Annotated in this window: 14 protein-coding genes; 11 read left to right on the top strand and 3 right to left on the bottom strand. The window is 65.5% G+C overall.

Translation table 11 applies throughout. The features are described from left to right. The first annotated feature begins 54 nt into the window (after positions 1–54). The 6 genes from ACZ6YA_RS11250 to ACZ6YA_RS11225 all read left to right on the top strand — a co-directional run bounded on the left by ACZ6YA_RS11250 (position 55) and on the right by ACZ6YA_RS11225 (position 8,019). Positions 55–1,365, top strand: coding sequence for a citrate-proton symporter (locus ACZ6YA_RS11250; RefSeq protein WP_465897183.1), 1,311 nt, complete (start codon positions 55–57; stop codon positions 1,363–1,365). Next, positions 1,362–2,819, top strand: a complete 1,458-nt coding sequence (locus tag ACZ6YA_RS11245; protein ID WP_465897182.1) for an amidase — start codon at positions 1,362–1,364, stop codon at positions 2,817–2,819. The genes ACZ6YA_RS11250 and ACZ6YA_RS11245 overlap by 4 nt, the downstream gene beginning before the upstream one ends. Positions 2,820–2,888: 69 nt before the next feature. After that, positions 2,889–3,662, top strand: coding sequence for an IclR family transcriptional regulator (locus ACZ6YA_RS11240; RefSeq protein ID WP_465897181.1), 774 nt, complete (start codon positions 2,889–2,891; stop codon positions 3,660–3,662). Between the two features lie 193 nt (positions 3,663–3,855). After that, positions 3,856–4,512: an ABC transporter ATP-binding protein gene (locus tag ACZ6YA_RS11235; protein ID WP_465897180.1), complete on the top strand. Its 657-nt coding sequence runs from the start codon at positions 3,856–3,858 to the stop codon at positions 4,510–4,512. Further along, positions 4,512–6,971: an FtsX-like permease family protein gene (locus ACZ6YA_RS11230; protein ID WP_465897179.1), complete on the top strand. Its 2,460-nt coding sequence runs from the start codon at positions 4,512–4,514 to the stop codon at positions 6,969–6,971. The genes ACZ6YA_RS11235 and ACZ6YA_RS11230 overlap by 1 nt, the downstream gene beginning before the upstream one ends. Further along, positions 6,961–8,019 carry a lipocalin-like domain-containing protein gene (locus tag ACZ6YA_RS11225; RefSeq protein ID WP_465897178.1) on the top strand — a complete coding sequence of 353 codons (1,059 nt, stop codon included), beginning with the start codon at positions 6,961–6,963 and terminating at the stop codon, positions 8,017–8,019. The genes ACZ6YA_RS11230 and ACZ6YA_RS11225 overlap by 11 nt, the downstream gene beginning before the upstream one ends. A 15-nt stretch (positions 8,020–8,034) precedes the next feature. Here the strand turns inward: ACZ6YA_RS11225 and ACZ6YA_RS11220 are convergent, their stop codons facing one another. Further along, positions 8,035–8,913, bottom strand: a complete 879-nt coding sequence (locus tag ACZ6YA_RS11220) for a helix-turn-helix domain-containing protein (protein ID WP_465897177.1) — start codon at positions 8,911–8,913, stop codon at positions 8,035–8,037. Positions 8,914–9,091: 178 nt separating this feature from the next. Here ACZ6YA_RS11220 and ACZ6YA_RS11215 point away from each other — a divergent pair, with 178 nt between their 5' ends. Genes ACZ6YA_RS11215 through ACZ6YA_RS11200 form a run of 4 tightly spaced genes read left to right on the top strand, consistent with a single transcriptional unit; the run spans position 9,092 to position 13,349 of the window. Then, on the top strand, positions 9,092–9,919 hold the full coding sequence (locus ACZ6YA_RS11215) for an SDR family NAD(P)-dependent oxidoreductase (protein ID WP_465897176.1): 828 nt from the start codon (positions 9,092–9,094) through the stop codon (positions 9,917–9,919). After that, on the top strand, positions 9,916–11,634 hold the full coding sequence (locus ACZ6YA_RS11210; protein WP_465897174.1) for an FAD-dependent oxidoreductase: 1,719 nt from the start codon (positions 9,916–9,918) through the stop codon (positions 11,632–11,634). The genes ACZ6YA_RS11215 and ACZ6YA_RS11210 overlap by 4 nt, the downstream gene beginning before the upstream one ends. After that, the gene (locus tag ACZ6YA_RS11205) at positions 11,634–11,954 is read left to right on the top strand and encodes an NIPSNAP family protein (RefSeq protein WP_465897173.1); all 321 of its coding nucleotides are present in this window, start codon (positions 11,634–11,636) and stop codon (positions 11,952–11,954) included. The genes ACZ6YA_RS11210 and ACZ6YA_RS11205 overlap by 1 nt, the downstream gene beginning before the upstream one ends. Positions 11,955–11,999: 45 nt before the next feature. After that, the gene (locus ACZ6YA_RS11200) at positions 12,000–13,349 is read left to right on the top strand and encodes an MFS transporter (RefSeq protein WP_465897172.1); all 1,350 of its coding nucleotides are present in this window, start codon (positions 12,000–12,002) and stop codon (positions 13,347–13,349) included. Positions 13,350–13,469: 120 nt separating this feature from the next. Here the strand turns inward: ACZ6YA_RS11200 and ACZ6YA_RS11195 are convergent, their stop codons facing one another. Both ACZ6YA_RS11195 and ACZ6YA_RS11190 read right to left on the bottom strand, forming a co-directional pair. After that, positions 13,470–14,465, bottom strand: a complete 996-nt coding sequence (locus ACZ6YA_RS11195) for an aldo/keto reductase (protein WP_465897171.1) — start codon at positions 14,463–14,465, stop codon at positions 13,470–13,472. A gap of 97 nt (positions 14,466–14,562) precedes the next feature. After that, positions 14,563–15,414 carry a LysR family transcriptional regulator gene (locus ACZ6YA_RS11190; protein ID WP_465897170.1) on the bottom strand — a complete coding sequence of 284 codons (852 nt, stop codon included), beginning with the start codon at positions 15,412–15,414 and terminating at the stop codon, positions 14,563–14,565. Between the two features lie 345 nt (positions 15,415–15,759). Between ACZ6YA_RS11190 and ACZ6YA_RS11185 the strand changes: the two genes are divergently transcribed. Then, positions 15,760–16,494, top strand: a complete 735-nt coding sequence (locus ACZ6YA_RS11185; protein WP_465897169.1) for a gluconate 2-dehydrogenase subunit 3 family protein — start codon at positions 15,760–15,762, stop codon at positions 16,492–16,494. Positions 16,495–16,496 lie beyond the last annotated feature (2 nt).

Here is a 16,496-nt window from a genome sequence, read left to right as displayed (position 1 = left end):
CCCAACTGCCGCACTTGAACCGTTTCTGGCCAACAGATTGATGGAGTGCCCTGCATGCAGACTTCAAACACAGGCGCGTCGCGTACCCGGCAAGTGGTCGCGGCGGTCATCGGCAATGCCCTGGAGTGGTATGACTTTATCGTGTACGGCTTTCTGGCGAGCATCATCGCCCGCCAGTTCTTCCCTTCCGACGACGAGTACGCCTCGCTGCTGATGGCCCTGGCCACCTTCGGCGTGGGCTTTTTCATGCGCCCGGTGGGTGGCGTGCTGCTGGGCATCTATTCCGACCGCAAGGGCCGCAAGGCGGCCATGCAGCTGATCATTCGGCTGATGACAGTGTCGATCGCGATGATCGCCTTTGCGCCCAACTACCTGGCCATCGGCATGGGCGCGCCGCTGCTGATCGTGGTCGCGCGCATGCTGCAGGGCTTCGCCACGGGCGGCGAGTATGCCAGCGCCACGGCGTTCCTGGTGGAGAGCGCGCCGGCCCATCGCAAGGGGCTGTATGGCTCGTGGCAGTTGGTGGGGCAGTGCCTGGCGGTGTTCTCCGGGGCGGCGATGGTGGCGTTGGTGACGCACCTGTGCACGCCTGAGGCGCTGGACAGCTGGGGCTGGCGGATCCCGTTCGTGATCGGTTTGCTGATCGGTCCGGTGGGGCTGTGGATTCGCAAGCACATGGAAGAGCCCGAGGAGTTCCTCGAAGCCCGCAAGCAGGCCAAGGGCCAGGCGCCGAGCCTGTGGCAGGTGCTGCGTGAGCATCGGCGCAGCCTGCTGGTGTCGATGGGGCTGGCCTGTGGGGCGACGGTGTCGTTCTACGTGGTGCTGGTGAACATGCCGACCTTTGCACATAAGAACCTGGGCCTGCCGCTGGACCAGGTGCTGCTGGTGCAGATGCTGGCGGTGGGGCTGATGACCGTGGTCATCCCGTTGGCCGGCGCGCTGTCCGACCGACTGGGCCGCAGGCCGGTGCTGATGGCCTTTACCTTGGCGTTCTTCGTGATGGTCTACCCGCTGTACGTGTGGGTGGCCGAGGCGCCGTCGATCGAGCGCCTGCTGGTGATGCAACTGCTGCTGTGCACCGCCATTGGCGGCTTCTTCGGCCCGGCGCCGACGGCGTTGGCCGAGCAGTTCCCCATCGAGGTGCGTTCTACTGGGGTGTCGGTGGCCTACAACGTGGCGGTGATGGTATTCGGCGGTTTCGCGCCACTGATCGTTACCTGGCTGAGCAAGGTGCTCGGTACGCCGGTGGCGCCGTCGTTCTACGTGCTGTTCGCCTGCCTGCTGACGCTGCTGGGCACCTATTGCCTGAAAGAGGCGCCGCGTGCCGGCAAGCCTGTCGCCTTCAACCTTGGAGTGAAACCGTGAACCTGTCCGCCATCGACCCGATCGTCGCCCTGGATGCCGAGGCGCTGTCCCAGGCGATCCATGCCCGCCAGTTGTCGTGCCGTGAAGTGATGAACGCCTACCTGAGCCATATCGAGCGCTTCAACCCAAAGGTCAATGCGCTGGTGTCGCTGCGTGACGGCGCAACGTTGCTGGCCGAGGCCGATGAGCGCGACCGTGAGTTGGCAGGTGGCCAATCGCGCGGCTGGATGCATGGCATGCCGCAGGCGATCAAGGACCTGGCGGCCACGGCGGGGCTGCGCACCACGCTGGGGTCGCCGCTGTTCGCCGAGCAGGTGCCGGCGCACGATGCGGTCAGCGTGGCGCGAGTGCGGGCGAGTGGGGCGATCATTGTCGGCAAGAGCAATGTGCCGGAATTCGGCCTGGGTTCGCAGACTTACAACACCTTGTACGGCACCACCACCAATGCCTACGACCACGGCCGTGTGGCAGGTGGCAGCAGCGGTGGTGCGGCGGCAGCGCTGGCCATGCGCTTGCTGCCGGTGGCCGATGGCAGCGACATGATGGGCTCGTTGCGCAACCCGGCGGCGTTCAACAACGTGTTCGGCCTGCGCCCTTCGCAAGGGCGGGTGCCTTATGGGCCGACGCCGGAACTGTTCATGCAGCAATTGGCCACGGAAGGGCCGATGGGGCGCACGGTGACGGATGTGGCGCGTCTGCTGTCGGTGCAGGCTGGGCGGGCCCCTGGTGCGCCGCTGTCGCTGAGTGATGGGCCGGGCGACTTTGCGGCAGGCTTGCCACGCGACTTCAAGGGCGTGCGGGTCGGCTGGCTGGGCAACTTCGATGGCTATCTGCCGATGGATGACGGTGTCATGGGCCTGTGCGAAGCCGCGCTGGCGGACTTCGCCGAGCTGGGCTGCGAGGTCGAGGCCTGCCAGCCCGGCTTCGACATGGCGCGCTTGTGGCAATGCTGGCTCACCCATCGCCACTTCCTGGTGCATGGCAACCTGAGCGCAGCCTATGCCGACCCCGACAAGCGCGCATTGCTCAAACCGGAGGCGCAGTGGGAGGTAGAAGGGGGGCTGCAGCTGACGGCGGCGGATATCTACAAAGCCTCGCTGGACCGCAGCGCCTGGTACCAGGCGTTGAACGTATTGTTCCAGCGTTACGATTTCCTGCTGTTGCCGTCTGCCCAAGTGTTCCCTTTCGACGCAGCCGAGCCGTGGCCGAAGGTGGTCGGCGGGCAGGTGATGGACACCTACCACCGCTGGATGGAGGTGGTGATCGGCCCGACCTTGGCCGGCCTGCCGAGCATGAGCGTGCCGGTGGGCTTCAACGCCGTCGGATTGCCGATGGGCCTGCAAATCATAGGCCCGGCGCAGGCCGACCACGCGGTGCTGCAGCTGGCCTTTGCCCACGAACAGCTGACCCGTTGGGTAGAGCGGCGGCCCCCTGCGTGCCTGCAATCACGTTGATAACCCTGGGCAGGCCCGTATCTTGCTGGGCATGATGACCATCCACGCACAGACAAGGAGGTCGAAACCATGGGGATCACCGCAGAGAGTGGCGGCGTGCGCTCGGTGGAACGGGCGCTGGCCATCGTCGAATTGCTCGGTGAGCATCAGGCGCTGGGGCTGGAAGAGCTGCATTACCTGACGACGCTACCCAAGGCCACGGTGTCGCGCATGCTCGCCACCTTGCAGGAGCAGGGCTGGGTCTACCGTGGCCTGAGCGACCGCCGTTATCGCCTGTGCGCCCGACGCCTGTTCGGCGACCGTCAGCAGCGCTTCAAGCGCCAACTGGTGGAAAGCGCTGCGCCGTTATTGCTGGAACTGAGCGAGCGCACTGGGTTGGTGGCGGACCTGTCGTGTTTTGACGGTGAGCGGCTGGAGGTGATGGAAAGCGCGATCCCGCAGGTGCTGCGCAAGCGCTACCCGGTCAACTGCCAGATCGTCGGGCACCATGCCAGCCTGTTTCATTCGGCCATGGGGCGGGCGTGTTTGAAGGAACTGGCGGCGGATGAGGTGCAGCGCCTCGCGGCCCATGAGCGGGTCGGTGATGAGGCGCTGCTGCGCGATATCGAAGCGGATGGGCACAAGGGCTTTGGCCAGCGCACCGAAGGATTCTGGGAGTATCCGGTGCGTTTGCCGTTCCTGATCCGCGCGATTGCCTTGCCGGTGCGGGTGGAGGGGCGTTTGGCGGGGAGTATTGCGCTGCACTGGCCGCTGGACCAGGCGCCGGTGGAGCGGGTGTTGGGACTGCATTTGAACAGTTTGGCGGCGACGGTGGGGGAAGTGCAGCAGGTGTTGGTGAATTAGATTGTCTGTACCGGCCTCTTCGCGGGCAAGCCCGCTCCCACAGGTTCTACTTCGTACTGAAGGTCGATGTTGAACCTGTGGGAGCGGGCTTGCCCGCGAAAGGGCCAGTGAAAACAGCACAGGATAGTTGCCCAAAAGCGGCAATTGCAGCTATGCCTACAATCTGACCCGCCTTTAGAAGGTGTCCCCTGCAATGCTGGTCGTCGAACACCTGCACAAGTCGTTCACTACCGCCCAAGGCCCACTGCAGGTACTGCGCGGTGTCGACTTGACCCTGCCACGCGGCAGCAGCCTGGCACTAATGGGCGAGTCCGGCAGCGGCAAGAGCACCTTGCTGCACCTGCTGGCCGGCCTCGACCACGCCGACAGCGGGCGCATCCTCATTGACGGCGAACCTCTAGACAACCGTGGCGAGGCGTCCCTGGCGCGCTGGCGACGCGAGGGCATCGGCCTGGTGTTCCAGCAATACAACCTGATCAGCAGCCTGGATGTCGCCGCCAACCTGGCTTTCCAGGCGCGCCTGGCAGGCCGCCATGACCCAACGTGGGTGACGCATCTGGCATCACGCCTGGGCCTGACGCCCCTGCTGCAGCGCTACCCGGAGCAGTTGTCCGGCGGCCAGCAACAGCGTGTCGCCATTGGCCGGGCCCTGGCGAGCAGGCCGTTGCTGCTGCTCGCCGACGAGCCGACCGGCAGCCTCGACGAAGCAAGCAGCGACGAGGTCCTGGCGCTGCTCCTGCAACTGGTGGAAGAAGCCGGCAGCAGCCTGCTGATGGTGACCCACAGCCAACGCCTGGCCGCGCGCCTGCAGCGCCGCTGTGTGCTGCAGATGGGCCGGGTACAAGGGTGATGAACCACCTGCTGATCACCCTACAGGCGCTGGGCAGCCATTGGTGGCGCCACCGCCTGCAGTGCATCAGCATCTTCACCGGGCTGTGGCTGGCCACGGCCTTGTGGACCGGCGTGCAGGCACTCAATACCCAGGCGCGCAACGACTACGCAGCAGCCAGCGCCGTGCTCGCCGGGCCCGCTCGCGCACAACTGGTGGCGCGGACCGTGCAGCATTTCGACCAAGGCTTGTATGTGCAACTGCGCAAGCTGGGCTGGCAGGTGACACCGGTGCTTGAAGGGCGTTTGCGCTTGGCCGGTGAGCCCCAGGTTGCACTGCGGCTGATCGGCATCGAGCCGCTGAGCCTCTTGCCGGGCATGGCGGTCGCCGGTGCCGACGTGCAAGGCTTCGACCTGCAGGCGTTCATTGGCACGCCAGGGCAGGCCTGGGTAGGGCCGGATACCCTGCGCCAGTTGGGCCGAAAGGCCGGCGAGCAGGTCCTCACGGCGGACGGGCAAGTGCTGCCGCCCTTGACCCTGCAGGCCCAATTGGCGCCGGGGGTGGTTGTGGTCGATATCGGCCAGGCCCAGGCGTTGCTCAAGGCGCCCGGGCAATTATCGCGCCTGCTCAGTGACAGCGATCGCCCGCTGCCGGACGAGCTCGCAGCAAACCTCAAGTTTCAGCCTCCTGGCGATGACGCCGATCTGCAGCGCCTTACGGAAAGCTTCCACCTCAACCTCACTGCCCTCGGCCTGCTTGCCTTCGTGGTGGGATTGTTCATTGCCCATGCGGCGATTGGCCTGGCGTTGGAACAGCGGCGCGGGTTGATCCGTACCTTGCGCGCTTGCGGCGTCAGCCTGCTGGTAATGCTGACGGCCCTGGCGCTGGAACTGGGGCTGTTTGCGGTTTTGGGCGGCGTGGCGGGCGTGGCGGCGGGTTACCTGTTGGCGGCGTTGATGTTGCCCGATTTCGCTTCCAGCTTGCGGGGGTTGTACGGCGCCCAGGTGGCCGGGCACCTGCACCTGCCGGCGCAGTGGTGGTTGCTGGGCATTGCCGTCAGCCTGCTGGGCGCGCTGCTGGCCGGGCTCGACAGCCTGTTGCGCGCAGCCCGTTTGCCGTTGCTGGCACTGGCGCAACCCCAGGCCTGGCGCCTGGCGCAAGTGCCCTGGTTGCGACGCCAGGCCGTGGTCGCTGCAGTGCTGCTAGGGATTGCCATGGGATGCGGCTACTTTGGCACTGGGCTGGCCAGTGCATTCGCCATGCTTGCGGCGTTGCTGCTGGCAGCAGCACTGCTGTTGCCGGGGTTGCTGGCGATAATGCTCCGGTGTCTTGCGCATTGCTGTCAGCGCCCACTGGCGCAATGGTTCATCGCCGACAGCCGCCAGCAACTGCCGGCCTTGAGCCTGGCGCTGATGGCGCTGCTGCTGGCATTGGCCGCCAGTGTCGGGGTTGGCGGCATGACCGAAGGTTTCCGCCGCACCTTCATTGGCTGGCTCGATCAGCGTTTGGCTGCAGACCTGTACGTCACCCCCCGCGACAGCCTCCAGGCGCAGCAGATAGAGGCGCAGTTACGGGTCGATCCAGCCGTCAGCGCAGTGTTGCCCAGTTGGCGGGTAGACTGGCGTTTGCAGCAATGGCCGGTGCAGGTACAGGGGGTGATCGACCACCGTTTCTACCGCCAGCATTGGCCGTTGCTCAAGCAGGCGCCGGGTGCCTGGCAGGCGCTGGCCGCTGGCCGTGGGGCCATGCTCAGCGAGCAACTGGCCCGGCGCCTGGGGCTGGGCGTGGGCGATACGCTGCAGCTGCCTGGCGAGCCGCCACAGGCGATGACGGTGGTCGGCCTGCACGCGGATTACGGCAACCCCAAAGGCCATGTGCTGATCAACGCCGACTGGCTGCGCCGGCACGCGCCGGGCGCCAGCCTGACCGGCCTGAGCCTGTTGGTGCACGCAGGCCAGGTCGCGGCACTCAAGGACGACCTGCAGCAACGCTACGCCCTGGATGACAACCAGGTTGTCGAGCAAGCCCGCTTGAAAGCCTGGTCGAGCGACATATTCAGCCGCACGTTCGCCGTCACGGCGGCGTTGAACAGCCTGACCCTGGGCGTGGCCGGGGTGGCGCTGTTCATCAGCCAGCTGACCTTGGGCCAGCGCCGCCTGGGGCAGCTGGCACCCTTATGGGCACTGGGTGTGCCACGCCGCTGGCTGGCCTGGCTGAGCCTGGGGCAGACACTGATGCTCAGTGGTTTCACCGTGCTGCTGGCGATCCCTTTGGGCCTGTTGCTGGCCTGGTGCCTGGTGGCGGTGGTCAACGTGCAGGCCTTCGGCTGGCGCCTGCCGTGGCATGTGTTCCCAGGGCAATGGCTGCAGCTCGCCGTGTTGGGCCTGTTCACCAGCCTGCTGGCCAGCGCCTGGCCGCTGTGGCAGCTGGCACGCAGCCAGCCGAGCGCTTTGTTGAGGCAGTTCGCCGATGAAAACTGAAGCCTGGCTGCTGATGGCCTGCCTGTTGCTGCCCGGGTGCGACTCACCCGAGCCTGCGCCAAAAAGTTTCGCAGGCCTTGGCGCCGATGCGGGTGCATTCAGTCAGGTAGTGGCGGGCGTACCGTTGGTCTTTCCCCGTGACCATGGCGCGCATAACGGTTTTCGCATCGAGTGGTGGTACGTCACCGCCAACCTGCGCGATGCCCAGGGCCGCGATTGGGGCGTGCAATGGACACTGTTCCGCTCGGGGCTGCGCCCTGGGCCAGAAACCATGAACTGGAACAGCCCCAACGTGTGGATGGGCCACGCCGCCCTTACTGGCCCGGGTGGCCATCAGGTCAGCGAAACCCTGGCGCGTGGCGGTGTGGGCCAGGCAGGCGCCGAGGCGCAGCCGTTGCGCGCCTGGATCAATGATTGGTCGTTGCAAGGCAATCCGGATGTCGACCAGCTGAAGATGCGCGCCAGTGGACAAGGGTTTAGCTATGACCTGGCTCTGAAGACTGATCGCCCTCTGGTGCTGCATGGCGTGAACGGCTACAGCGAAAAATCCGGCAAGGGCCAGGCGTCGTACTACTACAGCCAGCCGTTCTACACGGTCAGTGGCGAGGTCGAGCGGGATGGGCAGCGCATCGCCGTGACCGGGCAGGCGTGGCTCGACCGGGAATGGAGCAGCCAGCCGTTGGCGGCCGGACAGCTTGGCTGGGACTGGTTCTCGCTGCACTTGGACAGTGGGGCGAAATTGATGCTGTTCCAGGTGCGTGAAGCCCAGGGCCTGCCATACCGGGCGGGGACCTGGGTGGATGCGCAGGGGCAATCGCGGGCGTTGCAGGGGGAGCAGATCGAGCTGACCCCGCTGGCCTGGACGAAGCAGCTCAACGGCAAACAGCTACCGACGCGCTGGCGCGTGCAGGTGCCATCGCTGCAGGTGGATGTCGAGGTAGATGCACTGGAGCCCAAGGCCTGGATGGGGACGCGGTTCCCGTATTGGGAAGGGCCTGTCCGGGTGGGTGGCACTGGGCGCGGGTACCTGGAAATGACGGGGTATTGAAACGCCCGCGGTCCGCTAGCTGCCCTGGCTGCCGCGAAACGCACTTGGGTTCACTCCACACTGCTTGCGGAAAAACCGGCTGAAATACCCCACATCGGCAAACCCCAGTTCATGGGCGATTTCCTTCACACTCGCGTCCGAATGCCCAAGCGCCCGCTTGGCCTCCAGCACCAACCGCGCGTTGATCACATGCATCGGCGTCATCCCCAGGTGCTCCTGGCACAAGCGCCCCAGCGTCGCCAGGGTCATGCCCAGCTCATTGGCATAGAAGCCCAACGGCCGATGCTCGCGGTAGTGCCTGTCCACCAGCTCGCGAAACCCGGTCAACTGCTGGCTGCGCCGTGACGCCGGGCGGCGTTCCTCGCCGGCCTGCGCGGGCTCCTGGCGCAGGGCCTGGATCAACAGGGCCAGAAGCAACGACATGCTGCTGGCGACGTGTTCGCGAGCGCGGTTGTGATATTCCTCGCGCAGGGCGCGGCACAGCGGCAACAACGGGTCGTCTTCGGTGCGCCACTGGGGCAGGGCGATGACCTGGGGTTTGCGGATCTGCGCCAGCAACTGCGGCGCCAGTACCTGGGCGATGCTCTCCAGCGGCGGCTGGGCAGCGGTAATCACCTGGCCCTCGACCTGGCCGGCCCAGTGGAAGCCGTGCACCACTTGCGCCGGCACATAGACCACGCAGGGCGCCTGCACCTGCACGCGCTCGCTGTCGAACAGCACCTCGCCGCTGCCGCTTTGCAGGTACAGCAGCTGCAGTAGCCCGTCGTGGCGGTGCGCGGCGATCTCCCAGTTGTGTGCGCCAGAGCGCAGGGAGATCTGCTCCACATGCAAGGCCTCGTGCCACACCGGCGGCGCGGCTTCGCCATAAAGGGCGTAGTTGGGGATCTTGTTCATGTTGTTTTAATTGTTCTGATCGCTACCTGGCCACTGTGCCACAGGTGCGTACAGGGTTCAGGGGGCCGTGGACGAAATTGTCGGGAATGTGGTGGCGCTTGCAGGTTTTGTCCATTCTGCCGACAGGTCCGCCGGCCCTAGGCTGTTCGCCAGATGAAGCGACACTCTGGAGAGCAGCATGCATAACAACAAGATTTCTTCTGATTGGCTGGGCCTGGATTCGGCCGTTTGCGTGGTCACTGGCGCGGCCGGTGGCATTGGTGCGGCGCTGGCCGCCGCGCTGGTCGAGCAGCATGCCCACGTGGTGCTGCTGGACCGCGATGGCGACAAGTGCCGGGAGTTGGCGGCCACCCTTGGCGAGCACAGCGTCGGTGAGGTCAGTGCCCTGGCCTGTGATATTGCCGACCCGGCCAGCGTCGAGCAGGCCGCCGCCCAGGTACAGGCGCTGCATGGGCGCTGCGATGTGCTGGTCAACAATGCCAGCGTGCTGCGCCCGGGCGCGCTCGACACGCTGAGCCTGGAGCAGTGGAACCAGGTGCTGGCCGTGAACCTCAGTGGCTACCTGCTGTGCGCGCAGGCCTTCGGCCGTTCGATGCTTGAGCGCGGCCAGGGGCGCATCGTGCATGTCGCCTCGATCGCGGCCCATTATCCGCAACCCAACAGTGGCGCCTACAGCGCGGCCAAAGCCGGGGTCAGCATGCTGTCGCGGCAGATCGCCGTGGAGTGGGGGCCGCGCGGGGTGCGCAGCAATGCGGTGTGCCCGGGGCTGATCCGCACGCCGCTGTCGGCTGCGTTCTATGCCGACCCGCAGATCGAACGGCAGCGCAGCGCGATGACCGCCAACCAGCGCATCGGCGAGCCGCAGGACATCGCCGAGGCCGTGCTGTTTCTGGCCAGCCCGCGTGCCGACTACATCAACGGTGCCGAGCTGACCGTCGATGGCGGCCTCGAGAGCATGCCCATGGCGCTGATCCCGCGCCCTGGCTTCGAAGGGGTGCGCGCATGAAAACGCGTACCTGCGATGTCCTGGTGATCGGCGCTGGGGCCGGTGGCCTGGCCACGGCGATCACCGCGAAAAAACAGGGCCTGGACGTGCTGGTCATCGAGAAGGACGACTGCTTTGGCGGGACCACGGCGTTTTCCGGTGGCGTGCTATGGGTGCCGGGCAACCGGCATGATGTCAACCACGACCCGGCGCAGGCGCTGACTTACCTGCGCAACGAGACCGCTGCCTGCTTCGATGCGCCGGCGGTCGAGGCGTTTTTGCGTTATGGACCTGAGATGGTGGATTTCTTCGAGCGAGCAACCACGGTCAAGTTCGTCCCGACGCTGTATCCCGACTACCACCCGGACGTGGCAGGCGGTGTCGACATCGGCCGCTCGATCCTGGCCGCACCCTACGATATTCGTGGCCTGGGCGCAGACATGGCGCGGCTGCGGCCACCGCTCAAGAGCATCACGTTCATTGGCATGATGTTCAATTCCTCGAATGCCGACCTCAAGCACTTCTTCAACGTCACCCGTTCGTTGACATCGTTTGTCTACGTCGCCAAGCGCCTGCTGACGCACTTCAAGGAGCTGGCGTTGTACCGGCGTGGCACGCAAGTCACCAGCGGCAACGCGCTGGCCGCGCGGCTGGTGAAATCCGCACTGGACCTGGGCATTCCGATCCTGACCGGCACCCCGGCCAGGCAGCTGTTGCGTGAGGGCGGCCGGGTGACGGGCGCGATGGCCCGGCAGGGCGATGGCGAGTTGCGGATCGAGGCGCGGCGTGGGGTGGTGCTGGCCTGTGGCGGGTTTTCCCACGACCTGCAGCGGCTCAAGCAGGCTTACCCGCATGTACGTCGCGGTGGCGAACACTTTTCGCCGGTACCGCCGGGCAATACCGGCGATGGCGCGCGGATGGCTGAAGCGCTGGGTGGCCAGGTCGATATACGCCTGCAAGCGCCGGCGGCCTGGATGCCGGTGTCGAAGGTGCCGATGGGCGCCGGAGGGCACGTCGCCTTCCCGCACCTGCTCGACCGCTACAAGCCTGGTGTGATCGGCGTGTTGCGCTCGGGCCAGCGTTTTACCAATGAGTCGAACTCGTACCACGACGTGGGCGCGGCGTTGGTCGAGGCTTGCGCCGAGCAGGCGGAAACCGCGATGTGGTTGATATGTGACCGGCGCACCCTGGCCAAGTACGGCCTGGGTTACGCCAAGCCCGCGCCGATGCCGCTGGGGCCGCTGCTGCGCAACGGCTACCTGCTCAAAGGCAACACGCTGGCCGAGCTTGCGCAAAAAGCGGGCATCGATGCCCAGGGCCTGGAGCGTACGGTCAGCGAATACAACCTGGGTGCCGTGCACGGCGAAGATCGCCAGTTCGGCCGCGGCAGCACAAGCTTCAACCGCTACCTGGCCGACCCGCAACAACAGCCCAACCCCTGCGTGGCACCGGTGGGCGAGGGGCCCTATTTTGCGGTGAAGGTGATCATGGGCGACCTTGGTACGTTCGATGGCATCCGCACCAGCGTGGTCGGTGAAGTGCTCGATGCCGAGCACCAGGCCATCGCCGGGCTGTATGCCGTGGGCAATGACCGGGCCAGCATGATGGGCGGCAATTACCCAGGCGCCGGCATCACCCTGGGGCCAATCATGACGTTTGGCTACATCACCGGTCGCCACCTCGCGGGTGTCGAGCAGGGCCTGGCGAGCGCGGGCCCGGCCCGGGAGGTGGCGTGATGGGCAAGGCGATTGTCGACCACCGCGTCTACACCATCCGCCCGCGCTGCATGGCGGCGTTTCTCGAAGCCTTCGACCAGCTGGCAATGCCGATCCTGCTGCGCCACCTCGGTGTGCCGCTGGGGTTCTACGTGAGCTGCATCGGCCCGCTCAACCAGGTGGTGCACCTGTGGGGCTACGACAGCCTGGACGACTTCGAACGGCGCAGTGCCGCCCGTGATGCCGACCCGGACTTTGCCGCGTACCTGCAGGCCACGCGGGACCTGGTGGTGGCCCAAGAGACGCGGATCATCAAGCCGGTGCACATGCGCAGCCTGTAGCCGCAGGCTTGCCCTTCCATAAAAACAACAAGAGGTAAGGCAGAAATGAAAGCCCCCAACGTCATCGACGTGCGCCAACTGATCGACCAGCAACCCATCGGCCGGTACCAGAAGTGGGTGGTGTTCCTCGGCTTCCTGATCATCGCCCTGGATGGCCTGGACGTGGCGATCATCGGTTTCATCGCGCCGCAGTTGAAGAGCGAGTGGCAGCTCGGCGCGCAAAGCCTGGGCCCGGTGCTCAGTGCGGCGCTGATCGGCCTGGCCCTGGGCGCGTTGATCGCCGGTCCGCTGGCAGACCGTTATGGGCGCAAGGTGGTGCTACTGGGCAGCGTCCTGTTGTTCGGCCTATGGACGCTGGCCTCAGCGTTTTCGCCGAACCTGGAAACGTTGGTGGCCCTGCGTTTTCTCACCGGCCTTGGCCTGGGCGCGGCGATGCCCAATGCCAGCACCCTGGTCGGCGAATACGCCCCGGCGCGCAGCCGTTCCCTGTTGATCACCCTGGCGTTCTGCGGTTTTTCGCTGGGGGCGGCACTCGGTGGGTTCGTCAGCGCCTGGATGATCCCCAACCTCGGTTGGCGCAGCGTGCTGGCGCTGGGCGGTGTGCTGCCGCTGCTGGCCCTGCCGTTGCTGTGCTGGCGGTTGCCGGAGTCGGTGACCTTCCTGGTCAGCAAGGGCGCCGACCCGCAACGCATCCGCGCCATTGTCTGCCGCTTGGCACCGGAACATTGCGGTCCTGACAGCACCTTCGCAGTGCCTGCGGCCACGCCGAATCCAGTCGGGGCCATCAGCACCATTCTTTCACCGCGCTACCGCTTCGGCACCCTGATGCTGTGGTCGGGTTATGTACTGGCGTTGTTCCTGGTCTATCTGTTCAGCGGCTGGTTGCCAACGCTGGTGAAAGAGGGCGGGGGTTTCTCGGTGTCGGAGGCGGCCATCGTCACGGCCTGCTTCCAGATCGGCGGGCCGTTGGGGGCGATTTCGGTGGGCTGGGCCATGGACCGCTGCAACCCGCAACGGGTGCTGATGCTGACCTTCCTGTTCAGCGGTGCGGTGATTTTTGCCATTGGCCAGGTGGCGGGTGACTTCACCTGGCTGTGTGCTGTCGCCTGGGCCGTGGGCTTTGGCCTGAATGGGGCGAGCGTGGGCATGAACGCCTTGGCGGCTGGGTTCTATCCGACCGAGGCGCGGGCGACCGGAGCCAGCTGGATGAGTGGCATCGGGCGGTTCGGGGCCATCCTCAGTGCCTTTGCCGGGGCGCAGATGCTGGCGTTGGGGTGGAGCTTCGCCCAGGTGTTCGGGTCATTGCTGGTGCCTGCCGGGCTGGCAGCGCTGGCGGTGTTGCTGCAGGGGTGGCATGCCGGAGCGGTTCGGCGGGCGCGCATTCAGGTGATGTAATTTCCGTCGGGATGCAAATGTACTCTTCGCGGGCAAGCCCGCTCCCACAGGGTCCAAGGCGCTCACAAATCCTGTGGGAGCGGGCTTGCCCGCGAAGAGGCCGGAACTGCCTCAGGATATTTACTTGAAGCCAGTCACCGTATGGGGCACATACGGCGCTTCCAGCCGCGCGATCTCATCGGTGCTGAGCTTCAATTCCAGCGCCGCAATCGCATCATCCAGCTGCGCTGCCTTGGATGCCCCCACGATCGGCGCCGATACGCCACGCTTGCCCAGCACCCAGGCCAGCGCCACCTGCGCCATCGGCACACCCCGCTCACGAGCAATCTGCTCAACCACATCGATCACACGTCCGTCTTCCACCTCGGTGCCGGCGTAGAACGACTGCCCGGAGATATCGGTGCGCGTGCGCTCGGTCTGCTGCCCGTGCGGGCGGGTGAGCCGGCCGCGGGCCATCGGGCTCCAGGGCATAAGGCCGACACCCTGGTCGAGGCACAGCGGGATCATCTCGCGCTCTTCTTCGCGGTAGATCAGGTTGAGGTAGTTCTGCATCGAGACGAAGCGGCTCCAGCCGTTGCTCGCGGCCACCTGTTGGGCCTTGGCGAATTGCCAGGCGTACATCGATGAGGCGCCGATGTAGCGCGCCTTGCCGGCCTTGACCACATCGTGCAAGGCTTCCATGGTCTCTTCGATCGGGGTGTGGTAGTCCCAGCGATGGATCTGGTAGAGGTCGACGTAGTCGGTGCCCAGGCGCGTCAGGCTGGCGTCGATGTTGGCCAGGATCGCCTTGCGCGACAGCCCTTGTTCGTTGGGGCGGGTGCTGCCTTCCCACATGTTGGCGGGGAAGAACACCTTGGTGGCGATGACGGTTTCGTCGCGACGGGTAAATTCCTTCAGCAGCTTGCCGAGGATGATCTCCGAGGTGCCGGCCGAGTAGCTGTTGGCGGTGTCGAAGAAGTTGATGCCTTGCTCGACGGCGTGGCGGATGATCGGGCGGCTGTCGGCCTCGCCGAGGGTCCAGGGGTGGGTACCGGCGTCGGGTTCGCCAAAGGTCATGCAGCCCAGGCAGAGTTTCGAGATATCCAGGCCGGTGTTGCCCAACTTGACGTACTGCATCCGCTTCTCCTCAGTGATCGTTGACGATGGAGGGAAGCTTAGCGGGGCTGCGGGGTTGCGAAAACTCCGTATCGGTGCAGGCGACTTCTGCAGAATTTCACAAGCGCAGCAGCGGCTTGACCTGATGTTGCAGGAAGTCGGTAACCGCCTTGATGCGCGGGGTGTTGCGCACGTCTTCATGCACCGCCAGCCAGATTTCGATGCTCATGGTCTGGTCATCGTCCCCGGTCGCGTGAAGGCCATGCTCCTCGGCCATGAATGCCGGCAGGCAGGCAATGCCGATGCCGCCGGCGGCAGCCTGGGCTTGGATGCGCAGGTCGTTGCTTTGCAACACGAAAGGCTGATGGTCGGTTTGCGCGAGCAGCCATTGCTGCTGCGGCGATTTGCTCTGCGACTGGTCGTAGCCGATATAGCGCGGTGCGCGGGCGTTGCGGATGAAAGCGTCCGACGCATACAGGCGATATTCGAGGTAGCCGAGCAGGCTGGCCACCAGGGTTGGTTCACTGGGTCGGGCCAGGGCAATGCTGATGTCGGCTTCGCGGCGTGCCAGCGAAGCGCGTGACTTGCTGCCCACCAGCTTCAAGCGCAACTGCGGGTAGCGCTGATACAGCTCGCCCAGGCGTCGCGCGACGATGCTGCCCAGCAAGGCGGGTGGGGCAGCCAGCACCACCTCACCCTCGACTTGCTGTTGGCCGGCGCTGGCAAAGTGCTCAAGGGCGAAGGATGACTGGGTCATCTGCTCGGCGTACAGGCCCACCCGGCGGCCTTCGTCGGTCAGCACGTAGGCCCGGGGCCTGCGGTCGACCAGCTTGAGGTTGAGCGCCGCTTCCAGCGCGGCAATGCGTCGGGCCACGGTGGCGTGGTCGACACCCAGCTGCTTGGCGGCGGCCGAGAGCGAGCCGGCGCTGATGAAAGCGGAGAAATGGCGGAGATCTTCCCAGTCGAACATGGCGGGCCTCAAGTGTGGAGGGCGGTACTGTGCTGCTCAAATTGCCGAAGCCTACGCGATTTCTGTGGGAGCGGGCTTGCCCCGCGAACACGGGCGCAGCCCGTGCCATCCACCGTGGTGCCTTTTTCGCGGGCAAGCCCGCTCCCACAGGAGCCGCGCACGTTTTTAAAATTTGAGCAAGACCGTCGCTCTCACAGGGATTCAGGTTGCCCGTGAGATAGCGATGAAACCGGTTTCAAAACATTTCCGAATCAGCTAGATTGCGCGACTTTCTCAGGGCCCCAGGCCCTGATCAAAACCCAGATGGCGCAACCCAAGGCCGCCCAATGCTGATGAGGACTCGAAATGCCCGAGCATGCCCCCGACAACCCGCGCCGAGATTTCCTGCGCAAGACCCTGACCCTGATCCCGGTCGTCACCGTGGCCAGTACCGGCCTGGGCGCCAGCCAGTTGCTGGCCGAGCCGGTCCGCGAGCACAAGGTGCCAGCCACGCCACCCGCGGGTGATTACCAGCCAACTTTCTTCACCAAAGAAGAATGGGCCTTCGTGCAGGCGGCTGTGTCACGCATCATCCCCGCCGATGAACTCGGCCCAGGAGCGCTGGAAGCCGGCGCTGCGGAGTTTATCGATCGGCAGATGAATACCCCATACGCGACGGGTGCCCAGTGGTACATGCAAGGCCCGTTCAAAGCCGACGCCGCGCCGGAGCTCGGTTACCAGTTGCAGCTCAGCCCGCAACAGATCTACCGCCTGGGCATCGCCGCAGCGGACGCCTGGTGCAAAAACGCCAGCGGCAAGACCTTTTCCGAGCAAGACAGCGCTACCCGAGACAAGGTTCTCGGCAAGATCGAAGCCGGTGAGATCATTTTCGAGCAACTGCCTGCCAAGGTGTTCTTCAGCCTGCTGGTGCAAAACACCCGCGAAGGCTTCTTCTGCGACCCGATCCATGGCGGCAACAAAGGCATGGTTGGCTGGACGCAAATCGGCTTCCCCGGCGCCCGGGCAGATTTCATGGACTGGGTCGAGCGCAACGAGCCTTACCCGTTTCCGGCAGTTTCGATTCGTGGCGAGAGGGCGTAAGG

This window comes from Pseudomonas sp. NPDC090752, from assembly GCF_055584805.1.
This window is presented reverse-complemented; position numbering and strand designations above follow the sequence as displayed.

Coding starts and splice junctions, on each gene's coding strand:
- ACZ6YA_RS11250 (WP_465897183.1), top strand. CDS start 55: ATGCAGACTTCAAACACAGGCGCGTCGCGTACCCGGCAAGTGGTCGCG.
- ACZ6YA_RS11240 (WP_465897181.1), top strand. CDS start 2,889: ATGGGGATCACCGCAGAGAGTGGCGGCGTGCGCTCGGTGGAACGGGCG.
- ACZ6YA_RS11235 (WP_465897180.1), top strand. CDS start 3,856: ATGCTGGTCGTCGAACACCTGCACAAGTCGTTCACTACCGCCCAAGGC.
- ACZ6YA_RS11230 (WP_465897179.1), top strand. CDS start 4,512: ATGAACCACCTGCTGATCACCCTACAGGCGCTGGGCAGCCATTGGTGG.
- ACZ6YA_RS11225 (WP_465897178.1), top strand. CDS start 6,961: ATGAAAACTGAAGCCTGGCTGCTGATGGCCTGCCTGTTGCTGCCCGGG.
- ACZ6YA_RS11220 (WP_465897177.1), bottom strand. CDS start 8,913: ATGAACAAGATCCCCAACTACGCCCTTTATGGCGAAGCCGCGCCGCCG.
- ACZ6YA_RS11215 (WP_465897176.1), top strand. CDS start 9,092: ATGCATAACAACAAGATTTCTTCTGATTGGCTGGGCCTGGATTCGGCC.
- ACZ6YA_RS11210 (WP_465897174.1), top strand. CDS start 9,916: ATGAAAACGCGTACCTGCGATGTCCTGGTGATCGGCGCTGGGGCCGGT.
- ACZ6YA_RS11205 (WP_465897173.1), top strand. CDS start 11,634: ATGGGCAAGGCGATTGTCGACCACCGCGTCTACACCATCCGCCCGCGC.
- ACZ6YA_RS11200 (WP_465897172.1), top strand. CDS start 12,000: ATGAAAGCCCCCAACGTCATCGACGTGCGCCAACTGATCGACCAGCAA.
- ACZ6YA_RS11195 (WP_465897171.1), bottom strand. CDS start 14,465: ATGCAGTACGTCAAGTTGGGCAACACCGGCCTGGATATCTCGAAACTC.
- ACZ6YA_RS11190 (WP_465897170.1), bottom strand. CDS start 15,414: ATGTTCGACTGGGAAGATCTCCGCCATTTCTCCGCTTTCATCAGCGCC.
- ACZ6YA_RS11185 (WP_465897169.1), top strand. CDS start 15,760: ATGCCCGAGCATGCCCCCGACAACCCGCGCCGAGATTTCCTGCGCAAG.